Source organism: Roseixanthobacter liquoris, assembly GCF_043195135.2.
In the GTDB taxonomy this organism is placed as follows: domain Bacteria; phylum Pseudomonadota; class Alphaproteobacteria; order Rhizobiales; family Xanthobacteraceae; genus NCEH01.
The window spans coordinates 4558950-4580391 of record NZ_CM195537.1 but is presented as its reverse complement, the minus strand read 5'-3'; the positions used below and the strand labels follow the sequence as shown (position 1 = coordinate 4580391).

Genomic DNA, 21442 nt, shown 5'->3' with positions numbered 1-21442 from the left:
GCAGCCAAGCCAAGTGAAACACGGGCGCCGGGGGCTCAGGCCGCCGCGCGCTGCCGGTCGGCGAGGGCGCGATAGGCCAGCGCCTCGGCGAGGTGCCGGCGCCCGAGGGTTTCCGCGCCGTCGAGGTCGGCCAGGGTGCGGGCGACCTTGAGCACCCGGTGGTAGCCGCGCGCCGACAGATTCATGGCGCCGGCGGCATCGCGCAGCAAAGCGAGCCCGCCCGCATCGGGCGCGGCGACCACCTCCAGCAGCGGGCCCGAGGCCTGGGCATTGGTGCGGACGTCGGGCCGGTCCAGCGCGGCATAGCGCTCGACCTGGAGCGCGCGCGCGGCGGCGACCCGGGCCGCCACCTCCCGCGAGCCCTCGGCCGGGGCGGGCAGCACCAGATCGGCGGCGGTGACGGCCGGCACATCCAGATACAGGTCGATGCGGTCGAGGAACGGGCCGGAGAGGCGCGCCTGGTAATCCTCCTTGCAGCGCGGCCCGCGCTTGCAGGTGAAGCCCGGTTCGCCCGCATGGCCGCAGCGGCAGGGGTTCATGGCGGCGATCAGCTGGAACCGCGCCGGATAGGTCACGCGATGATTGGCGCGGGCGATCAGCACGTCGCCGGTCTCCAGGGGCTGGCGCAGGGAATCCAGCACCTGGGGCGAGAATTCCGGCAATTCGTCCAGGAACAGCACGCCGTGATGGGCGAGCGAGACCTCGCCCGGCTTCGCCTTCGCCCCGCCGCCCACCATCGCCGCCATGCTGGCGGAATGGTGCGGCGCGCGGAACGGCCGGCGGTCCACCAGGGCGCCGTCCTGGATCGCGCCCGCCACCGAGGCAACCATGGAGACGTCCAGCATCTCCGCCGGCGAGAGCGGCGGCAGGATGGAGGGCAGGCGCTGGGCCAGCATGGATTTGCCGGCGCCGGGCGGGCCGACATACAGCAGATTGTGGCCGCCGGCGGCCGCGACTTCGAGCGCGCGCTTGGCGGTTTCCTGGCCCTTCACGTCCCTGAGGTCGAGGTTCGAGCCTCCGGGCGGGCGCAGGCGCGGGTCGGGCCGGGCGAGGATCTGCCGGCCCGTGACATGGTTCGCCAGCTGGATCAGCGAGATGGGCGCGAGAATCTCCATGTCCGGGCTGGCCCAGGCGGCTTCCGCGCCGCAGGCGCCGGGACAGATCAGCCCGTGTCCGCGCGCATTGGCGCCGATCGCCGCCGGCAGCACGCCCGCCACCGCGGCGATGGACCCGTCCAGCCCGAGTTCGCCCACCACGGTGAAGCCGGCGAGCGCGTCGCCCGGGATGGCGCCGATCGCCGCCATCAGCCCGAGCGCGATGGGCAGATCATAATGGGAGCCTTCCTTCGGCAGGTCGGCGGGGGCGAGATTGATGGTGATGCGCCGTGCCGGCAGGGCGAGCCCGGAGGCGATCAGGGCGGCGCGCACCCGCTCCTTGGCTTCCGTCACGGCCTTGTCGGGCAGGCCGACGATGGTGAAGGCCGGCAGGCCCGGCGCCACATGCACCTGCACATCCACCGGCCGGGCGTCCACGCCCTCGAACGCCACCGTCGCCACACGCTGGATCACGCTTCAGCCCCCCGGCTTGAGAGTGCCACCCAAGGTAGTGGAGGGCGGCCGGCGGCACAAGAACAGATTGGGAACACCGGCGTTTACGCGCGCTTTATGGAAGACGCACCGGTTCCCGATGGCGCCCTTACGGCCGGCGGCGGGATAAGGGCGGCCGTGAGGACCCGATCATGACCCAAACGCATTATTTCTCCCCCGCCGCCGCCCCCGTTCCGCGCGCCCGGCCGTTGCCGCCGCAGCAGACCCGGGGCTCCGGCCGGCCCGGTCCGCTGGCCCGCATGGCGCTGAAGGCGGCCGTCCTCGTGCCGCTGCTGGTGCTGGCCTTCGTGTTCCACGCCCTGCTGGGCTGAAGGGGGCGGCCGTCCGGATCATCGGCGCGGTCCCCAGGAGGTGGATGGATGACCCATATTCAACCCTTGCCCCCGACTTCCCGCCGCGAGGACGCGCGGGAGGCCGAACCCGCACCCCACCTCGGCTGGGCCGAGTGGGGCAGCCTGGGAAATGGCCGCGTCCTTCCGTTCACATACGCCCCCCTGCGGGACGCAGGCCCGGTCTGCATCCGCGGCCTGCTGGTTGCGTTTGCCCTCGTCTGCATCATTGCTATGGTGCGGTGAGGGCGCCTGCGGCGCTCCCCGACTGCGTGTTCCTGCCGCGATTTCTTGCGCAACCAAAGCCTTGCACCATGACCCATCTGAAAGACGGCGACCACGAGCGCCTCGTCTCCGCCCAGTTCAGCCCCCAGGCCGCCGCTTATGTCGCGAGTGCGGTCCACGCCCAAGGCGCGGATCTCGATGCCCTGGCGCAGATGATGGCGGGCCGTGGCGCTGCGCGGGTGCTGGATCTCGGCTGCGGCGGCGGCCACGTGAGCTTCACCGTGGCGCCCCACGTGGCGCGGGTGGTCGCCTATGATCTGTCGGACCGCATGCTGGAGGCGGTCGCGGGGGAGGCGCAGCGGCGCGGCCTCGGCAATATCGAGACCGCCTGGGGCGTGGCGGAGGAATTGCCGTTTTCCGATGCCAGCTTCGATTTCGTGGTGTCGCGCTTCAGCGCCCATCATTGGCGCGATCTGTCCGCGGGGCTGGCGCAGGCGCGCCGGGTGCTGAAGCCGAACGGGCGGGCGATCTTCATGGATGTGGTCGCGCCGCCCAGCGATGTGCTGGACACGTTTCTCCAGGCCGTCGAGCTTCTGCGCGACCCCTCCCACGCCCGCGACTTCGCGGTCAGCGAATGGGTGGAGCGCGCGCAGGCGGCGGGGCTGGCGTGCCAGTCGATCACCGAAGGGCGGTTGCGGCTGGAGTTTTCCTCCTGGATCGCCCGCATCAACACGCCCGACCTGCACGTGGCGGCGATCCGCTCGCTTCAGGAACTGGCCACGCGCGACGTGCGCGCCCATTTCGAGATCGAGGACGACGGCAGCTTCACCCTCGATACCGCGACGCTTCTGTTCGCGCCGGTCTGAGGCCTATTTCTTCTGCCCCAGCATCAAATTGCCCTGCTTCTGGATCAGCGCCTTGGCCTTTTCCGCCATCAGGTGCAGCAGCCAGGGCAGCTCCACGGAGAGATGCACGGCGGTGTCCGCCACGTCCAGCGTGCCGTGGGCCGTGTGGCCGAGCACGCCGACGCGGAATTGCAGGTGGGAATCGGTCCAGGTCTCTTCCATCACCTGCAATTTGTCGCCGAACTTCGCCCGCACGCTGGTGAGCCCGCCCTGGAGGCGACGCGTCGCCTCCGCCTTGCCGAGCTTGTGGGGGATGGAGACGGTCAAGGGCTGGGGCATGGCGGCACCTCGGCTGAGTGGACGGCAGGACGCGGTCAGGCGCCCCGCTTTTCTTCGATCTTGTCCCAGATCTGCGCGGCGATATCGGGGCCGCCGAGCCGCTTGATGGCGCGCAGCCCGGTGGGGGAGGTGACGTTGATCTCGGTCAGATTGCCGTCGATCACGTCGATGCCGACGAACAGCAGGCCGCGAGCGCGCAGCTCCGGGCCGATGCGCCTGCAGATTTCCTGCTCGCGGTCGGTGAGGTCGGTGGGCTTGGCGGCGCCGCCGCGCACCATGTTGGAGCGCAGATCCCCTTCGCTCGGCACGCGATTGACCGCGCCGGCGGCTTCCCCGTCCACCAGGATGATGCGCTTGTCGCCGTGCTTCACCTCGGGCAGGAAACGCTGGATCACCCAGGGCTCGCGGAAGGTGACGGCGAAGAAATCATAGAGCGAACCGAAATTCAGGTCGTCGGCGGTGAGGCGGAACACGGCGCCGCCGCCATGGCCGTAGAGCGGCTTCATCACCACGTCGCCGAACTCGGCCCGGAAGGCCTTGATCTCGTCGAGGTCGCGGGTGATCAGGGTGGGCGGCATCAGCTCGGGAAAATCGGTGACGAAGATTTTCTCCGGCGCGTTGCGCACCTGGGCGGGGTCGTTCACCACCAAGGTCTTGGGGTGGATGCGCTCCAGCATGTGGGTGGTGGTCACATAGGCCATGTCGAACGGCGGGTCCTGGCGCAGCAGCACCACGTCGTAATCGCTCAGCGCCACGCGCCGCTTCTCGCCCAGGGTGAAATGCTTGCCCGCCTCGTCGGCGACGGTCAGCGGCTCGACGGTGGCGAACACCTTGCCGTCGCGCATGGCGAGCTGGTCGGGGGTATAGTGCACCAGCGCGTGGCCGCGCTTCTGGGCTTCGAGCAGCAGCGCGAACGTGGAATCGCCGGCAATATTGATGCGGGCGATATGGTCCATCTGGACCGCGACCTGAAGGGCCATGGAAATCTCCGGCGGGGCGCCCGGCAAAGGCGTGTCGAGCCTTATCTATAGGCGCGCCCGCCTTGCCGCCAGACCGGCGCGACGCCGCGCTTGACGCGGTGCCGGTTTTTCCGCACCCGTGCGCCCATCGCGGCGGGCGAGGGGGACAGGATGATCCGGCGAACGGGCGCGGCGCTGGCTGCGATCTGCATGCTTCTTTCGGGCGGACCGGCCCTGGCGCAAGGCGCGCCGGAGCCGACGCCCCCGCTCCAGGCCGAGCCCGCCTTCCAGCCGCGCATCGCGCGGGTGAAGGTCGGCGACATCGAGATGGGCTATTATGCCCGCGGGCAGGGCGCGCCCCTGGTGATGATCATGGGGCTCGGCGCCACCATGGCCGATTGGGATCCGGCGCTGCTGGAGGCGCTCGCCCACGACCGCACGCTGATCGTGATCGACAATCGCGGCTGCGGCTTTTCCTCCGACACGGCGCAGAATCACACCAGCATCGCGCAGATGGCGGACGATGCCGCCGGGCTGGTGGCGGCGCTTGGCTACGACAAGGTGGACGTGCTCGGCTATTCCATGGGCGCGATGATCGCGGGCCAGATGGCGATCCGCCATCCGCAGGTCCTGCGTTCGCTGATGCTGCTGGCGCCGAGCCCGGGCGGCAGCCACGAGGTGCCGTCCCCGCCGGGCGTGCTGGAGGCGATCGCCCACCACACGCTCGCGCTGCCGCAGGTGCTGGCCCTGTTGTTCCCCGAGGATCCCGCCGGCCAGGAAGCCGGGCGCGCTTTGGTTCTGCGCGCGGTCGCCGGTCGCAAGGCGGGGACGATCCCGGCGGCGCCGGCCTGTTCGGATGAGACCGGCACGCGCCAGGTGGAGGCGCTGCGGCAGTTTTCCGCCTCCGATGCCAATTATGACGCGCTGCCCGCCATCGCGACGCCGAGCCTGGTGATGGGCGGGCGCGCGGACAAGGTCTTGCCGCCGGCCAATGCGCAGGCGGTGGCGCAGCGCATCCCCTTTGCCTGGAGCGCTTATTTCGAGGGCGGCCACCTGTTCTGGGCGCAGAGCCGCGCCCGGGTTATCGCCACCCTGCGGGCGTTTCTGCAATAGGCCGCGCCGCCGTCACCCGCGGCCCGCTCACGCGTCGGCGTCGAACGCGCCGGGCAGATGCTCGGCCGCGCCATCGAGGCCCAGCAGGATCGCGTCGAACCGCATGTCGAGCCCGCACAGCGCCGGGTTCGCGGCGAGATAGGCCTCTGCGGCGGCGGCGATGCGGCGTCTTTGGCGTGGCAGGACCGATTGCGCCGCCTGGACGAGATCGGCCCGCAGCTTCACCTCGCAGAACACCAGGAGCGTGGCGGTGCGGGCGACGATGTCGAGTTCGCCGGCGCCGGTGCGCACGCGGCGGGCGAGGATGGCGAAGCCCTGCGCCTCCAGCAGCGCGGCCGCGCGCGCTTCCGCCGCAAGGCCGCGCGCATGGGCGGCCTGCTTCCTGCGGCGGGCGGGGGTATCCGCCGGCGGCGCCTTCGCGCGCTTGACCTTGGCCGGCCCGGTCATGCCTCGTCGGGCGCCTCTTCACCGCTCTCGCCGGCCTGGGAAAGCGCGAGCGCGCGGGCATAGACCTCGCGCTTGTGGCGTCCGGTAAGGGCGGCGACGGCGGCCACCGCATCCTTCAGCGAATGTTCCGCGAGCGCGCGGGCGAGCGCGGCGTCCACGTCGTCGTCCTGCGCCGCCTGCGCCACCGGCGGGCCCACCACGAGGACGATCTCGCCCTTGGGGTCGCGCTCGCCGGCATATTGGGCGGCGAGCTCCGGCAGGGGCCCGCGCCGCACCTCCTCGAACGCCTTGGTCAGTTCCCGGCACACGGCGGCACGGCGCGGACCGAGGATCTCGGCGAGGTCGGCGAGGCTTTCGGCGAGGCGCGGGCCGGTCTCGTACAGCACCAAAGTCGAGGGAATGCGCGACAGCTCGGTGATGCGGTTGCGCCGCTGGCCGGGCTTGGGCGGCAAAAATCCGTCGAACAGGAAGCGGTCGGTGGGCAGGCCCGCCGCCACCAATGCGGCGAGGAGCGCGGAGGCGCCGGGCAAAGGGAAGATGCGATGGCCGGCCTCGGCCACCTCCACCACCAGCTTGTAGCCGGGGTCGGAGATCAGCGGCGTTCCGGCGTCCGACACCAGCGCCAGCGCCTGCCCTCCGGCGAGGCGCGCCAGCAGCTTCGGCCGCATCGAGGCGCCATTGTGGTCGTGATAGGAAATCAGCGGCGCGTCGATGCCGTAGCGGTCCAGGAGGCGCCGCGTCATGCGCGTGTCCTCGCAGGCGATGACGTCCGCGCCGGCCAGCGTTTCCAGCGCGCGCACCGTGATATCGCCGAGATTGCCGATGGGCGTGGCCACCACATGCAGGCCGGGCGCGAGGCGCGCCGCGGGCAAGGTGGTGCCGGCAAGGGTGAAGGAGCGGGGGCGTTCGGCAGGAAGAGTCATGGCCTTACCTTACCCCAGCCCTGCCGCCCGTTGAAATTCGCTCCGCGCCCGGTGGAGGGGAAAATGCAGAAGGTCAGGCCCCGATCCGCAGCACCGATCGGCATTCAGCGGGGAGGAGGTGCCTCGTCGAGGCGGTTGACGCCGGGTGCGCGCGATCGTCTTTCTTTCGCCGGCCGTCATGGCCGGGCGCGTCCCGGCCCTCCGCGCCGGGCCGCTGGGGCGGGCCTGGAAACGCTGGCACCAAAGGTGCCGCGTGGAGGCACGGGAGAAGCCCGTGCAGGACGATCTCTCCTGAACAGCGTCAATCCATCCCTGTCGATCGATCCTCGGCCGGTGCCGACCGGGTGGTCCCGGAAGGGTCTGCAAAGCCCGGTTTCTGCGAGAAATGTTTCACGTGAAACATACACTTAGCGCAGACGAACAGCGGTTTCGTGAAGCGGTTCGGGGGCTCTTCCGCGGACCAAACCGCCGTTTCGGGCGATGTTCGCCGCAGATGAATCCGGTTCCGTCCGCCTGAGCCAGGCGGCCGGGCCGGAGCGCCACGCGCTGTCGCAAGCCGGCCGTCGGGGGGGGGCGCAGGCGGGCGACGATGCCGGCGCGGCCGCGCCGGCGGTCAGGCCCAGTAGAGGCGGGCGGGGTTGTCCACCAGAACCTGCTGGCGCAGGGCGTCGCTCGGCAGCCAGCGGCCGGCGAGATCCACCAGATCGGTGGTGTCGGGCACGGCGTCCCAGAGTTCGGAATGGGGCCAGTCGCTGGCCCAGAGCAGGCGGTCGGGCCGGGCGGCGACCAGCGCCTCCACCAGGGGCAGAAGATCGTCGAACGGCGCACCGAGGCGGCTCGCGCGATAGGGGGCGGAGAGCTTCAGCCACAGCCGGCCGCTGTCGAGCGGGCGCAGCAGGTTCAGAAAGGGCGGGCTTGAGGTGCCGAGCCGCGGGTCCGGCAGGCCGAAATGATCCACCACCAGGGGCACCGGCACGGCGGCGAACAGGTCGTCCAGCTCGGCCAGCCGCTCCAGCGAGGTCTGAAGCTGGATATGCCAGCCGAAGGGGGCGATGCGGGCGGCCAGCTGCGGCACGTCTTCCAGCTTCAGCCCGCCGGGATTGCGGGCATTGACGCGCACGCCGCGGACGCCCTGCGCGTGCAGGGCCGCAAGATCCGCCTCGCGCGTGTCCGGCGCCACCACCACCACGGCGCGGAAGCGATCCGGCGCGCGGGCCATGGCCTCCAGCTGGGCACGATTGTCGGTGCCGTAGACGCTCGGCTGGATGAGGACCGCGCGGGCGATGCCCGTGTGGGCCATCATCCGTAGATAATCCTCCAGCGTGCAGAGCTGCGGCGTGTAGTTGCGCGCCTCCGCCAGCGGATAGTCGGCCCTTGGGCCGAAGATGTGCATGTGACAATCGCAGGTGCCCGCCGGCAGAGCGAAGTCGGGTGCCCGCGTGGGGGCGCGCGGCGGCAGGCAGAGCGGGGCGTAAGCCGGCGCGGTCCCCGCTCCCGTCCCGTCCGGCGTGCTCATGCCCCGTCCACCCCGCCGCGCCGCAGGAAGTCGAAGTCGCAGCCTTCGTCGGCCTGGAGCACGCTGTCCACGAACAGGCGGGCATAGCCGCGCTCGGGCAGGGGCGGGGCGGGCAGAAGGGCGAGGGCGGCGCGCCGGGCTTCCAGCTCGGCGTCGTCCACCAGAAGGTCGATGCGCCGGCCCGCCACGTCCAGGCGGATGCTGTCGCCGGTCTTCACCAGGCCGAGCGGCCCGCCGGCCGCGGATTCGGGCGTCATGTGCAGCACGATGGTGCCGAAGGCGGTGCCGCTCATGCGCGCGTCGGAAATGCGCACCATGTCCTTCACGCCCTGGCGGGCGAGCTTCTTGGGGATCGGCAGATAGCCCGCTTCCGGCATGCCCGGCGCGCCCTTGGGGCCGGTGTTGCGCAGCACGAGCACATCCTGCGGCGTCACGTCGAGGTCGGGATCGTCCACGCGGGCGGCCATATCCTCCACCGATTCGAACACCACGGCCCGGCCGGTGTGCTGGAGCAGCGCAGCGCTCGCCGCCGCCTGCTTGATGATGGCGCCGCGCGGGGCGAGATTGCCGTAGAGCACCGCCATGGAGCCTTCGGCCTTGATGGGATTGTCGCGCGAGCGGATCACATCCTGCCCCGGAACCTCCTCGGCGCGCGCCACCACGTCGCGCAGCGTGCCGCCGGTGAGGGTGGGGGCGTCGAGGTCGATCAGGTCGCCCAATTGCTTCAACAGCTTGGGCAGGCCGCCGGCGTGATGGAAATGCTCCATGTAATGGGCGCCGGAGGGCTTGAGATCCACCAGCACCGGCACCGTGCGGCCGAGCTCGTCGAGCGTGTCGAGGTCGAAGCCGTATTTCGTGCGGTTGGCGATGGCGGTGAGATGGATGATGCCGTTCGTGGACCCGCCGATGGCCTGGAGCACCACGGCGGCATTGCGGAACGCCGTGGGGGTGAGCAGCTCGCTCGGGCGCGGCCCGTCGGAGACTGCCATCTGCGCCGCCACGCGGCCGCTCTCCTCGGCGAGGCGGATGCGCTCGGCATGGGGGGCGGGAATGGTCGCGCTCATGGGCAGCGACAGGCCCATGGCCTCGGTGATGCAGGCCATGGTGGAAGCCGTGCCCATCACCATGCAGGTGCCGACCGAGGGGGCGAGGCGGGAATTGACGGTCTCGATCTCCACCGCGTCGATCTCGCCGGCGCGATGGGCGCTCCACAGGCGGCGGCAATCGGTGCAGGCGCCGAGTACCTCGCCCTTGTGATGGCCCACCACCATGGGGCCGACCGGAACCACCACGGTGGGCAGGTCGACGCTGACCGCGCCCATGATCTGCGCCGGCAAGGTCTTGTCGCAGCCGCCGATCACCACCACCGCGTCCATGGGCTGGGCGCGGATCATCTCTTCCGTGTCCATGGCCATGAGGTTGCGCAGGAACATGGAGGTGGGATGGGCGAAGCTCTCGTGGATCGAGATGGTGGGGAACACCATGGGCATGCCGCCCGCCAGCATGACGCCGCGTTTTACCGCTTCCACCAGCGCCGGCACGTTGCCATGGCAGGGATTGTAGTCGCTATAGGTGTTGGTGATGCCGATGATCGGCCGGTCGAGGGCGTCGTCCGAATAGCCCATCGCCTTGATGAAGGCCTTGCGCAGGAACAGCGCAAACCCTTCGTCCCCATAGCTCGTCAAACCCTTGCGCAGCCCCTTGGCCATGCCCGTTCTCCCATTGGCCGATCGTTCCGCCGACCCGACGGCACCCTATCGGCCGTCGCCATATTGTCAATAATTTTACGGGAGCATGGGTAAGTTTGAACAATCGTGCGTGAGAATGCCAAATATTATTGACAATCCTGCGGCTGGCGGTCCACCTTCCGGGCAAAACGAACCCGCAAACAATTGCTAGGGAGGATACGCCAATGAAATGGGGTCGGTTTGGGTGCGCGGTCGCGGCTGCGGCCTTGGGGATCGGGTGCATGGGGTCGGCGATGGCCGAGCCGGTGCAGATCAATATGTGGAGCAACTGGCCCGACGAGCCGGCCAAGAAGGATTGGGTCGCCACCCGCGTCAAGGATTTCGAGGCCGCGAACCCGCAGTGCCAGGTGAAGCTGAGCTTCATCCCCAAGGCGGACATCTACACCCAGGCCAAGTCGGCGGTGCGCACGGGCCAGGCCCCCGACATCTTCTATCTCGAACCCGACCAGCCGGAATTCCTCGCCGGCGGGTTCCTGGAGCCGCTCGACAGCTATATCGACCTCGCCGGTCTCGAAGACTGGGCGAAGCCCGCCTGGACCTCCAAGGGCAAGGTCTACGGCCTGCCGGTCGAGGCCTATACGGTCGAGCTGTATTACAACAAGGATCAGGTGAAGAAGGTCGGCGTCGACGTGCCGGCCAATTTCCAGCTGACCCAGGCCCAGTTCACCGACCTGGTGAAGAAGGGCGTCGCCGCCGGCATCACGCCGATCTCGCAGGGCGTGGGCGATCGTCCGTTCCCGGGCGGCCTCGTGCTGTATGAAGCGCTGCTGCGCAAGCTCGGCCCCGAGGATTACGGCAAGCTGCTGGACGGCACGCTCTCCTACAAGGATCCGCGCGTCATCGAGGTGATGGACTGGGTCAAGGGCCTGGTGGATGCCGGCGCCTATCCCAAGAGCTTCTCCACCCTGAAGCTCGGCGAATCCCACTTCTATTTCTACAATACCCCCGGCGCGCTCACATTCCCCGATCCGAGCTGGTTCACCGGCCGCGCCTTCGCCCCGCCGGAGAGCGGCGGCATGCCGGCCAATTTCCCGCTCGGCATCATGCAGTTCCCCGCCATGGACGGCGGCAAGTGCCCCGAGTGCAAGACGCTCGCGGTCGCCGGCAGCTTCGTGATGTATTCCAAGGGCAAGAACAAGGACTGCGCCGGCGCCTTGCTGAAGTCCATGGCCACCCGTGAGAACGGCACCAAGTGGATGGAGCAGGTCTCGCTCCAGACCGGCCTCGCCTCCGATCCCAGCAAGATCAAGAGCGCGCATGCGGAGTATTTCGCCGAGCTGAACGCCCGCAACACCGGCGTCAAATACTTCTTCGGTACCCCGTTGTTCCATTATCGCGCCAAATGCGCGGAGACCTATACGCAGGTGATGAACAACGCCTTCCCGGCCGGGCTCATCAGCGTGCAGGACGCCGCCGACAAGATGAACGCCGCCTGCTTCAAGGGGTGAGGGTGCATGTCCCAGGAGGCGACGATGACTTCCACCGCGGCCCGGCCGGACGACGTCAAGTCGCCCGGCTCGGTGGCGGACCCGCGGCGGACCTCATGGCCCGTGCTCGTGGTCTTCCTGGTGCCGGCGCTGGCCATCTATGTGGGGCTGACGGCCTATCCGGCCTTCCGCACCATCTATGACAGCTTCTTCACCATCGAAGGCCTCGACGCGACCTTCGTGGGGCTCGACAATTATCGCGCGCTGATGTCGGACGAGACCTTCTGGGTCGCCGTGCGCAACACCTTCGTGTGGTCGTTCATCGCGCCCGTCCTGGACGTGTCCACTGGGCTTCTGCTGGCGCTGGCGCTTTATGCCGGCGTGCCGTTCGCAAGGTTCCTGCGCGTGGCGTGGTTCACGCCCGTGCTGCTGTCCTATGTGGTCGTCGCGATCCTGTGGATGTGGATCTATAATTACGACTGGGGCATCCTCAACGAAGTGCTGCGCGCCGTGGGGCTCGGCGGCTTGGCCTCGTCCTGGCTCGGCGATCCCAATCTCGCGCTCGGCGCGCTGATCGTGACCCATGCCTGGAAATGGGCCGGCTTCAACATGGTGGTGTGCCTTGCCGCCATCCACTCGCTGCCCGGCGAGGTGCTGGAGGCGGCCGAGCTCGACAATTGCGGCTGGGGCGCGAAGCTGCGGCACGTCATCGTGCCCATGCTGCGGCCCACCTTGCTGAACCTCTACATCCTCGCCTTCATCGGCAAGATGAAGATCTTCGACCTGGTCTGGATCATGACCGGCGGCGGCCCGCTCTGGGCCACCGAGACCGTCTCGACCTATGTCTACAAGCGGGCGTTCAACTGGAACACGTTCGATCTCGGCTACCCCTCCGCCATCGCGACGGTGTGGTTCGGCGTGGTGTGCGCCGCCGTGATCATCCTGAACCGGGTGCTCGCCTCCAAGGACCGGCTGGAATACTGACCCATGGCCCTCTTTTCCATGCTCGGCGCCCGCGATCCCGGCGCCACCCCCTTGCCGCGCCTGTTCGCGCGCGGCGGCCTCGCCTTGGTGATCGGCGCCTATACGATCTACACGCTCGGCCCGTTCCTGTGGCTCGCCAGCATGTCGGTGCGCACCACGGGCGAGATCAGCCTCGACCATTACGCCTGGCCGAGCCCGTTCCATTGGGAACAGTTCCGCATCGCCTGGGTGGATTCCAATTTCGCCACCTATTTCTGGAATTCCACCCTCGTCGTGGTGGGCGCCGTGGCGGTGGTGACCCTGGTGGGCGCGGCGGCTGCCCACGCCTTGGCGCGCTATCGCTTCAAGGGCAACCGCCTGATCTATGCGGTGCTGTTCTCCTCCATCATCTTCCCGCCGCAGATCACCTTGATTTCGCTCTACCAGATCCTGGTGGACTATAATCTCTACAATTCGCTGCTGGGGCTGACGCTGGTCTATATCTCGCTGCAGCTTCCCTTGACTGTGTATCTGCTGGAGGGCTTCTTCGCCCGCATCCCGCAGGATCTGTTCGACGCCGCGAAGATGGACGGCTACGGCGACATCGAGATCTTCCGCCGCATCGTCCTGCCCATCGGCATGCCGGCGATCGCCACCACTTTGATCTTGAACTTCATCCAGCTCTGGAACGAGTTCCTGTTCGCGGTGGTGCTTATCACCGATCCCGACAAGCGCACGCTGCCGATCGGCATTCGCGCCTTCATGGGCGATCATTTCCAGGACATCGGCATGATCGCCGCGGGCGTCATGATCTCGGTGGTCCCGGTGATCCTCGCCTACATCTTCTTCTCGGAAAAACTCATCCGCGGCATGACTGCCGGCGCGGTCAAGTAGAGGTTAAGCGCAATGTCGGTCGTCATTCTCGACAAGCTCTGCAAGCGCTACGGCTCCAGCCAATATGCCGTGGACCATGTGGACCTGCACATTCGCGACGGCGAGTTCATGGTTCTGCTCGGGCCGTCGGGCTGCGGCAAGTCCACCACCCTGCGCATGGTGGCGGGCCTTGAGACCATCAGCGAGGGCACCTTGTCCATCGACGGACGGGTGGTGAACAATGTCGCCGCCAAGGATCGCGACATCGCCATGGTGTTCCAGTCCTACGCGCTCTATCCCCACATGAGCGTGGGCGAAAACCTCGCCTTCGGCCTGCGCCGCCGCAATGTGAACGCGGCGGAGATCGAGCGGCGGGTGAAGGAAGCCGCCGACATCCTCGGCCTCGGCGCTCTGCTCGCCCGCAAGCCCAGCGCGCTCTCCGGCGGCCAGCGCCAGCGCGTCGCGCTCGGCCGGGCCATGGTGCGCGAGCCCATGGTGTTCCTGTTCGACGAGCCCTTGTCGAACCTCGACGCCGCGCTGCGCGTCAACACCCGCAACGAGCTGATCAAGCAGCACCACCGCCTCGGCTCCACCATGATCTACGTGACCCACGACCAGGTGGAAGCCATGACCATGGGCACGCGCATCTGCGTGATGAATGGCGGCAAGGTGGCGCAGATCGGCGCGCCGCTGGAAGTCTATTGGGAGCCGGCCGACACCTTCGTCGCCCGCTTCCTGGGCTCGCCGCCGATGAACCTCTTCACCGCGCCCCTGCGTGGGAGCGCGGATGGCTTCCTGCTGGACGAGGGCGCATTCCACGCGCCGCTGATCCGCTGGAGCGCGGCGGCGCTCGCCCCCTTTGCGGAGCGCAAGATTACGTTCGGCGTGCGCGCGGAAGATTTGCATCTCGATCCCGCCGCGGCAGGGGAGGGGCTGCGCGGCCGCATTCGCGGCAAGGCGTTCGCGATCGAGCCGCTGGGCGCTGAAACCCTGGTGGTGTTGGAAACCCCGCTCGGGGAATGCACCGCGCGCCTGCCGCGCAATGTCATGGTGCGTCCGGGGGATGAGGTGGACCTCGCCTTCGCCGCGAGCGCCGTCTATCTGTTCGATGTCGAGACCGGCCGGGCGATCCCCGGCGAACGTACCGCCCAGGGCGCGCTCGCCGCGGCGCGGGGGCTGCAATGAGCCGGGAACTTCGCATCGGCCTGATCGGCGCCGGCTGGGTCACGCAGCATCACCTGGTGGGCTGGCACGCGCTGGCGGGCCGGGCGCGCGTGGTGGCCATCGCCGATCCCTCGCCCGAGCGGGCGGGCGAGCGGGCTGCGCAATTCGAGATTCCCGCCGTCTTCGCCAGCGCCGAGGCGATGCTGGACGGCGCGGAGCTGGATGCCGTCGATATTGCCGCGCCGCGCGCGGTCCATGCCGAGCTGGTGCGCCTCGTCGCGGCGCGCGGCCTGCCGATCCTGTGCCAGAAGCCGCTCGCGCCGACGCTGGCGGAAGCCGAGCAATTGGTCGCCGATGTCGCCGGCTCCGTGCGCCTGATGGTGCATGAGAACTGGCGCTTCCGCGCCTATTATCGCGACGCCGCTCAATGGCTGCGGGAGGGTCGCATCGGCAAGGTGAAGGCCGCCCGCCTCACGCTCGCCACCAGCGGCACGGTGGCCGACGCCGCGGGCCAATATCCCGCCTTGGTGCGCCAGCCCTTCATGCGCCACGAAAAGCGCATGCTGGTGGCGGAAGTGCTGATCCACCATCTCGACACGCTGCGCATGCTGCTCGGCCCGCTGAAGGTGGAGGCGGCGGCCCTCACCCGCACCTGCCCCGAGCTGGTGGGCGAGGATGGCGCGGTGATCCAGCTCGGCACCCCGGAGGGGACGGGCGTGAGCGTGTTCGCGAGCTTTGCCGTGCATGGCGCCCCGCCGGCCCAGTCCGACTGGGTGGAGATCCTGGGCGAGACCGGCACCATCCGCCTCGCCGGCGATACCCTTGCCTGCTTCGGCGAAAATCCCGCGGCACAGGTCTATGATCTGGCTGCCTGCTACCAGGGCTCCTACAGCGCCACCATCGCCCATTTCATCGCGGCGCTGGAGAGCGGCGCGCCGTTCGAGACCGCGCCGCAGGACAATCTTGAAACCTTGCGCCTGGTGGAGGATTGCTACCGCCTGTCCGGCTTTGAAGCGGAGGCCCGGGGATGATGGAAAGCGCGACGCCCGAAGCACCGACCCCCGCCGGCCGCGACGCCAGCCAGGCGGAAATCGTCCGCGAGATCGAAGAGGACATCATCTTCGGCCGGTTCGCTCCAGGCTCGCGCCTGGTGGAGGACACGCTGATGGCGCGCTATGGCGCGAGCCGGCATTTCATCCGCCAGGCCCTGGTGCAGCTGGAGCGCACCGGCATCGTGCGGCGGGAAAAGAACGTGGGCGCGACGGTGTGCTCCTATTCCGCGCAGGAAGTGCAGCAGATCTATGACGTGCGCGAGATGCTGACGCGCCAGGCGGCGCTCATGATCGCCCTGCCGGCGCCGCAGGAGCTGATCGACAGATTGAGCGCGATCCAGGCCGATTACGCCCGCTTCGCCGAGCAGGGCGACCTGCGCGGCATCCACGAAACCAACGATGCCTTCCACATCGCGCTGTTCTCCGCGTGCGGGAACCCCTATCTGGTGCGTTCGCTCCAGGATTACATGGGCCTGACCCTGCCGATGCGCGCGAAGAACCTCGCCGACAAGGAAGGGCTCGAAGTCTCCCGCCGCCAGCACGAGACCATGATCGAGCTGCTGCGCGGGCGCGATTCCTGGGCGCTGGCGCAATTGTGCGTGGAACACATGCATCCCAGCAAGGCGGATTACCTTAAACGCGTGGCCGCGGGCGCCCAGCCGGCGCGCCTCGGCATTGCCGGCTAACCCCTTTCCCGTTCGACGGGCGACAAGAGGACATTCCATGGATCTCGGACTGAAGGACAAAACCGCGCTGGTGCTCGGCGCCGGCGGCGGCCTCGGCAGCGCCATCGCGGCGACGCTGGCCCGCGAGGGGGCGAAGGTCGCCCTCGGCGATATCGACACCGGCGCGCTGGAGCGTGTCGCGGCCACCATCAAGGACGCGGGCGGCACGGCCCTCGCTTTGCCGGCCTGGGATCTCGCCGATCTCTCCCTGATCGAAACCCAGATCGCCGCCATCGAGGCGCAGTTCGGTTCCGTGGACATTCTGGTGAACAACACCGGCGGCCCCCCGCCCACCCCGGCCGCGGGCCAGGACCCGGCCCTGTGGAGCAAGAGCTTCCAGCAGATGGTGCTCTCCGTCATCGCCCTCACGGACCGGGTCCTGCCCGGCATGAAGGCGAAGAAATGGGGCCGCATCGTCACCTCCACCTCCTCGGGCGTGGTGGCGCCGATCCCCAATCTCGGCATCTCCAACGCGCTGCGCCTCTCCCTGGTGGGCTGGTCGAAGACGCTGGCCCGCGAAGTGGCGCGCGACGGCATCACCGCCAACATCGTGCTGCCGGGCCGCATCGCCACGGACCGCATCAAGTTCCTGGACGAGCAGAAGGCCAAGCGCGAAGGCAAGAGCGTGGAGCAGGTCTCCGCCGAGAGCACCGGCACCATTCCCATGGGCCGCTATGGCGAGCCGCAGGAATACGGCAATGTGGTCGCCTTCCTCGCCTCCGCGCCCGCCTCCTATCTCACCGGCTCCGTCATCCGCGTGGATGGCGGGCTGATCGCCTCCATCTGAGTGATTGCCATGCTTCTGGATGCAACGGCCTCCGGCCTGTTTCCCATCGCCCCGACCCCCTTCCACCCCGACGGCCGCATCGACGAGGCGTCCGTCAACACGCTGATCGAGCGCTATCTCGCCGCCGGCGCGACGGGCGTCACCGTGCTCGGCATCATGGGCGAGGCGCCCAAGCTGGAGCCGGAGGAATCGCTCGCGATCACCTCCCGCTTCATCGACGGCTTCGGCAAGCTGCCGGTGATCGTCGGCGTCTCGGCGCCGGGCTTCGCCGCCATGCGCTCGCTCGCGCGCCAGGTGATGGAGAAGGGCGCCGCCGGCGTCATGATCGCCCCGCCGCCGGCGCTGCGCACCGACGACCAGATCACCGGCTATTACCGCCAGGCGGTGGAAGCCATCGGCACCGACGTGCCGTTCGTGATCCAGGACTATCCGCTCACGCTGACGGTGCAGATGACGCCGAAGGTGATCCGCCAGATCGTCCAGGAGAACCCCTCCTGCGTGATGCTTAAGCATGAGGACTGGCCGGGCCTGGAGAAGATCTCCACCCTGCGCAAGTTCCAGGCGGAAGGCTCCCTGCGGCCGATCTCCATCCTCACCGGCAATGGCGGCCTGTTTTTGGATTTCGAGATGGAGCGCGGCGCCGACGGCGCCATGACCGGCTATGCCTTCCCCGAAATGCTGGGCGACGTGGTGCGCCTGCAGAAGGAAGGCAAGCGCGATGCGGCGCACGATCTGTTCGACGCCCATCTGCCGCTGGTGCGCTATGAGCAGCAGCAGGGCGTGGGCCTCGCCACCCGCAAATATGTGATGATGAAGCGCGGCTTCATCGCCTCCGACGCCCAGCGCAAGCCGGGCGCGGCCCTGACGGATGCGGCGCGCGCCGAGATCGATTATCTGCTCTCCCGCCTCGCCCGGCACGATCCGCGCGCGCGGATCTGAGCCCTCTCCCTTTCCGCGCGCGGATCTGATCGTCGTCTTTTCCGGGAAACGCTCCAGGGCCGATCGACGGTCCTGGCCTGACGCGGGTGCGGGACAATCGTCATGCACGGGCTTGTCGCGTGCATCCATGCGGCACCGCCGGCGTTGGCTTTTCAAGCCTCGCGCGGTCGGCGCCGCGCGGATGGCCGGGACAAGCCCGGCCAAGACGCACAGAAACGACGGTCGGTCAGAGAAAGACAGTCGCGCGTCCTCGTCGGGCCGCGCGCGTCGCCGTGTTGGGGATGTGGACCCCGCATCCCCCGTCTTCCAACGCGCCAGCCCTTGCGTTAGAACAGCCGTGGGCTCCCGGTAGCTCAGCAGGATAGAGCACAGGTTTCCTAAACCTGGGGTCAGGGGTTCGAATCCCTTCCGGGAGGCCAAACTCACGCTTCAGAGCGTCGCTTAAGGTTTCAAAGCATTTTGAAATCAATGAGTTGAGCCCGTTTTACGGGTTCGCGGCGTCTCTTGGCGTGCCGTTGCATCTCATCGATTTGTAGGCATGTTCGTAGGCATCGGCCGCGTGCCTACAAAAGAGATGCCTACACATGCCGCTCACCGACCTCGCGCTTCGCAACGCCAAGCCGAAGGACAAAGCCTACAAGCTGTTCGATGGCGGCGGCCTGCATGTGCTCGTCAGCCCGAACGGAAGCCGCATCTGGCGCCTGGCCTACAGGTTCGCCGGCAAGCCGAAGCAGCTTTCCTTCGGGCCTTATCCCACCACGTCGCTGGCCGATGCGCGCCTCAAGCGCGATGAAGCCAAGAAGCAGTTGCTCAACGGCGAGGACCCGTCCACCGTTCGCAAGCTCGATAAGGTCGCGGCCGCTGTTGCATCGGGCAATACATTCGGCACGATCACAGCTGAGTACATTGCGCGCCTACGTGTTTAATCCCACAGCGTGATGGCGTAACTTTATCGCCATCAGAGAGGGACGCGCTATGGGGCAGGTTCTACATAGGAGCGCCACGACCACGCACGCCGTTCGAGCGGAGCTACAGCGATCGCAAGCTTCAGCCGCGCAACTCGCGCGGCGGTTTGGGATCAACGAAAAGACCGTGAGGAAGTGGCGATCCCGTGAGGCGGTCGAGGACGAACCGATGGGGCCGAAGGAGCGGCGCAGTTCCACCCTCTCGGCCGTCGAGGAAGCGGCTATCGTCGCTCTGCGCGTGCAGGCCCGCCTGCCGTTGGATGACGTCTTCGTCGGGCTGAAGGATGTCATTCCGCATCTGATCCGCTCGTCACTGCATCGCTGCTTGCAGCGTCACGGGATCTCCCGCCTGCCCAAGGCCGATCGCGAGAAACCCAAGCGGTTCAAGGTCTACGAGATCGGCTACTTCCATATCGATATCGCCAAGCTGCGCTATGAGGGCGGCAAGGCCTATCTGTTCGTGGCCGTAGACCGGACCTCCAACCTGGTCTTTGCCCAAGATCCACACGGTGCTGACGGACAACGGCGCTCAGTTCGTCCAGCACGACAAGAGGGCCGAGGGCGGATCCGTCGCCCACGTCTTCGGAAGGGTCTGCGCCGAGCGCGGCGTCGAGCATAGGCTCACCAAGCCGTATCATCCGGGGACCAACGGCCAGGCGGAAAGGATGGTCCGCACGATCAAGGACGCCACCGTCCGCACCTTCCACTACGCCTCGATCGACGACCTGAGGCGCCATGTCCGAGACTGGCTGCTCGCCTACAACTACGCCAAGCAGCTCAAGGCGCTTCGGTTCAAGACGCCGCTAGAGGCCCTCAGGCGCATCAGCGCCGAAAAGCCGGAGCTGTTCAACCGTCAGCCAAGCCATGACATGCTGGAACTGAACACCTAGGGTGCAAACCCCTGACGGGTCGCGGTTCCGGGCGCGCCCGCCGCCAGGGCATCGCGCTGCCCGTCGCGAGAAGGCCTGGATATCCGGCACGCCAGGCGGCTCTTCGGCTACGCTCCAGCCTGTTGCCTGCGGCCGCAGGGCAACAGTGAAATATATTCCTGAATATCGTACCGCCACGTTCGCAATTGCGATATGATTGCAAGATAAAGGGAGGAAGATTCTTAACATTTGGATCAAGGAATGGAATTTTGGAACAGTGCGAACGATCTGCCCTCGTGGCGGATGAGGATGCGTATTTTCGTATGGCCGTCAGCTCTATCCTGACCCGCCAGCTCTGTTTTTCCAACGTGTTTGAGGCTGCGTCCCTTGATGAGGCGCTTGAGGTTCTGGGGGAGAACGAGGCCTCTGTGGCAGCCTTATTCGATCTGTCGATGCCAGGAATTGTGGCGCCCGCCAATCTGCGAATAGTAAGACAATGCTTTCCACAACTTAAAATTGCCGCCATCTCCAGATCCCGGTCCCGCCGCGATATCCTGCTCGCGCTCGAAGCGGGGGTGCATGGCTATGTCGTGAAGAGCTCCAGCGTCTCCGAATTCACCTCCGCCCTTCGGCAGATCCTCGACGGGAGCATTTACGTACCTCCGTCGATTGCCGATATTTCCGCGGAGGAGAAGACGGCGGTCCTTTCCGATGAGGAAGGCATATCGGTCACGCAGCTGACCTCGCGGCAGAAGCAGGTGCTCGAATTGTTGGTCGCGGGGAAGTCCAACAAGGAGATCGCCATGCTGCTGGGCCTCGGCGCCGGCACGGTCAAAGTCCATATGGCGGCGATCTTTCGCTATTTCGGCGTGAACACCCGGGCGGCCGCGGCGGTTGCGGGCGCGCGCCCTTATCCCGACCGGTCCCGCATGATCCGCTCCAAATGACGGTCGCGCCGGCGCGTCGCGCTTCCGCAGGACTGGGCGGAAGCGCTGCGCGGCGACGCCCCGCATCATCGTTCGGCCGGTAGCGGACAGCCGCACTCCGTGCGGGCGCTTGCGACGCCGCGCCTCAGCATCCGGTGGCCGTGCATTTGACGCCGCCCGACGCGGCGCTGATCGGCCGCGGTGTCGCGAAAGCGGTCTGGGCCAGGGTGATTTCGCCGATCACCCCATAGCCGATGATGGGGGTAAAAGGGAAAGCGACCTCCGCCACTACCAGGCTGTCCTGGGTCTTCAGATCGGTGGGAATGGGGAAGGGAGCGTTCTTGACCCGGGCGCCGGTGTTTCGGCCGACACTCCAGGCCACGGTCGCCTTGCCCTTGGCGTCGACGGTGACGCTGGAAATGACGATCCTCAGCCCGGACGTGTCGAACGGCACCAGGATCGCGGATCCCGCCGCGAAGACATTGTTCAGGTAGGCGTCATCCACCCCCTGCACCTGGCCGACGAGGTCCGAGGTGGCACTGGCCACCAGCGTGACCTTGCGGCTCGCCGAGACAGCCTCGGTCACGTCCACGGTTCCGAACACCAGCAGCAGAAGCAGGGGCAGGATGAGGGCGAACTCGACCGCCGACGATCCGCCTTCGTCGTGCCGGAAGCTGGGAACACCCGAACCTGCGCGCATC

General features: G+C 67.8%; 21 protein-coding genes, 1 tRNA gene and 1 pseudogene. 15 read left to right on the top strand and 8 right to left on the bottom strand.

Annotated features, from left to right (window positions below; genetic code table 11):
• Positions 1-35: 35 nt before the first annotated feature.
• Positions 36-1568: a YifB family Mg chelatase-like AAA ATPase gene (locus V5F84_RS20635; protein ID WP_394041849.1), complete on the bottom strand. Its 1533-nt coding sequence runs from the start codon at positions 1566-1568 to the stop codon at positions 36-38.
• A gap of 170 nt (positions 1569-1738) precedes the next feature.
• On the opposite strand from V5F84_RS20635, the gene V5F84_RS20630 reads away from it, so the two are divergent.
• Complete coding sequence (locus V5F84_RS20630; protein WP_394041850.1) at positions 1739-1918, top strand: hypothetical protein; 180 nt, start codon at positions 1739-1741, stop codon at positions 1916-1918.
• Between the two features lie 332 nt (positions 1919-2250).
• A complete protein-coding gene (locus tag V5F84_RS20625) occupies positions 2251-3027 on the top strand; it encodes a class I SAM-dependent methyltransferase (RefSeq protein WP_394041852.1) in 777 nt (258 codons plus the stop codon).
• A gap of 3 nt (positions 3028-3030) precedes the next feature.
• Here V5F84_RS20625 and V5F84_RS20620 read toward each other — a convergent pair whose 3' ends face one another.
• Complete coding sequence (locus tag V5F84_RS20620) at positions 3031-3345, bottom strand: polyhydroxyalkanoic acid system family protein (protein WP_394041853.1); 315 nt, start codon at positions 3343-3345, stop codon at positions 3031-3033.
• A gap of 35 nt (positions 3346-3380) precedes the next feature.
• Entirely contained in the window at positions 3381-4325 is a 945-nt protein-coding gene (gene gshB / locus V5F84_RS20615) for a glutathione synthase (protein WP_394041854.1), read from the bottom strand.
• A gap of 150 nt (positions 4326-4475) precedes the next feature.
• Between gshB and V5F84_RS20610 the strand changes: the two genes are divergently transcribed.
• Positions 4476-5417, top strand: a complete 942-nt coding sequence (locus V5F84_RS20610; protein ID WP_394041855.1) for an alpha/beta fold hydrolase — start codon at positions 4476-4478, stop codon at positions 5415-5417.
• A gap of 27 nt (positions 5418-5444) precedes the next feature.
• On the opposite strand, the gene V5F84_RS20605 is transcribed toward V5F84_RS20610, so the two are convergent.
• The 4 genes from V5F84_RS20605 to V5F84_RS20590 all read right to left on the bottom strand — a co-directional run bounded on the left by V5F84_RS20605 (position 5445) and on the right by V5F84_RS20590 (position 10012).
• A complete protein-coding gene (locus tag V5F84_RS20605) occupies positions 5445-5864 on the bottom strand; it encodes a YraN family protein (protein WP_394041856.1) in 420 nt (139 codons plus the stop codon).
• Positions 5861-6787 carry a 16S rRNA (cytidine(1402)-2'-O)-methyltransferase gene (gene rsmI, locus V5F84_RS20600; protein WP_394041857.1) on the bottom strand — a complete coding sequence of 309 codons (927 nt, stop codon included), beginning with the start codon at positions 6785-6787 and terminating at the stop codon, positions 5861-5863. The genes V5F84_RS20605 and rsmI overlap by 4 nt, the downstream gene beginning before the upstream one ends.
• Positions 6788-7400: 613 nt before the next feature.
• Positions 7401-8303 carry an amidohydrolase family protein gene (locus V5F84_RS20595; RefSeq protein ID WP_394041858.1) on the bottom strand — a complete coding sequence of 301 codons (903 nt, stop codon included), beginning with the start codon at positions 8301-8303 and terminating at the stop codon, positions 7401-7403.
• Complete coding sequence (locus V5F84_RS20590; RefSeq protein WP_394041859.1) at positions 8300-10012, bottom strand: IlvD/Edd family dehydratase; 1713 nt, start codon at positions 10010-10012, stop codon at positions 8300-8302. The genes V5F84_RS20595 and V5F84_RS20590 overlap by 4 nt, the downstream gene beginning before the upstream one ends.
• Before the next feature lie 260 nt (positions 10013-10272).
• Here V5F84_RS20590 and V5F84_RS20585 point away from each other — a divergent pair, with 260 nt between their 5' ends.
• From V5F84_RS20585 to V5F84_RS20530, 12 genes and pseudogenes are all read left to right on the top strand, one after another.
• Positions 10273-11499 carry an ABC transporter substrate-binding protein gene (locus V5F84_RS20585; RefSeq protein WP_394041861.1) on the top strand — a complete coding sequence of 409 codons (1227 nt, stop codon included), beginning with the start codon at positions 10273-10275 and terminating at the stop codon, positions 11497-11499.
• Positions 11500-11523: 24 nt separating this feature from the next.
• Positions 11524-12462 (top strand): carbohydrate ABC transporter permease, encoded by a 939-nt coding sequence (locus V5F84_RS20580; protein ID WP_394041862.1) that lies wholly within the window; start codon positions 11524-11526, stop codon positions 12460-12462.
• A gap of 3 nt (positions 12463-12465) precedes the next feature.
• Entirely contained in the window at positions 12466-13335 is an 870-nt protein-coding gene (locus tag V5F84_RS20575; protein WP_348846808.1) for a carbohydrate ABC transporter permease, read from the top strand.
• Positions 13336-13347: 12 nt separating this feature from the next.
• Positions 13348-14499 carry an ABC transporter ATP-binding protein gene (locus V5F84_RS20570; protein WP_394041863.1) on the top strand — a complete coding sequence of 384 codons (1152 nt, stop codon included), beginning with the start codon at positions 13348-13350 and terminating at the stop codon, positions 14497-14499.
• Entirely contained in the window at positions 14496-15509 is a 1014-nt protein-coding gene (locus V5F84_RS20565) for a Gfo/Idh/MocA family protein (protein WP_394041864.1), read from the top strand. Before V5F84_RS20570 ends, V5F84_RS20565 begins: the two co-directional genes overlap by 4 nt.
• A complete protein-coding gene (locus V5F84_RS20560; RefSeq protein ID WP_394041865.1) occupies positions 15506-16216 on the top strand; it encodes a GntR family transcriptional regulator in 711 nt (236 codons plus the stop codon). Before V5F84_RS20565 ends, V5F84_RS20560 begins: the two co-directional genes overlap by 4 nt.
• Before the next feature lie 37 nt (positions 16217-16253).
• Positions 16254-17042, top strand: coding sequence for an SDR family oxidoreductase (locus V5F84_RS20555; protein ID WP_394041866.1), 789 nt, complete (start codon positions 16254-16256; stop codon positions 17040-17042).
• Positions 17043-17051: 9 nt separating this feature from the next.
• Positions 17052-17981 carry a dihydrodipicolinate synthase family protein gene (locus V5F84_RS20550; protein ID WP_394041867.1) on the top strand — a complete coding sequence of 310 codons (930 nt, stop codon included), beginning with the start codon at positions 17052-17054 and terminating at the stop codon, positions 17979-17981.
• A gap of 342 nt (positions 17982-18323) precedes the next feature.
• A tRNA-Arg gene (locus V5F84_RS20545) sits at positions 18324-18400 on the top strand.
• A gap of 165 nt (positions 18401-18565) precedes the next feature.
• On the top strand, positions 18566-18907 hold the full coding sequence (locus V5F84_RS20540; protein ID WP_394041868.1) for an Arm DNA-binding domain-containing protein: 342 nt from the start codon (positions 18566-18568) through the stop codon (positions 18905-18907).
• A gap of 49 nt (positions 18908-18956) precedes the next feature.
• Positions 18957-19836: pseudogene (locus V5F84_RS20535) on the top strand (integrase core domain-containing protein).
• 302 nt (positions 19837-20138) lie between these two features.
• A complete protein-coding gene (locus V5F84_RS20530; RefSeq protein WP_509277223.1) occupies positions 20139-20762 on the top strand; it encodes a LuxR C-terminal-related transcriptional regulator in 624 nt (207 codons plus the stop codon).
• 124 nt (positions 20763-20886) lie between these two features.
• Here V5F84_RS20530 and V5F84_RS20525 read toward each other — a convergent pair whose 3' ends face one another.
• Complete coding sequence (locus V5F84_RS20525; RefSeq protein WP_394041870.1) at positions 20887-21441, bottom strand: TadE/TadG family type IV pilus assembly protein; 555 nt, start codon at positions 21439-21441, stop codon at positions 20887-20889.
• Between the last annotated feature and the right edge of the window lies 1 nt (position 21442).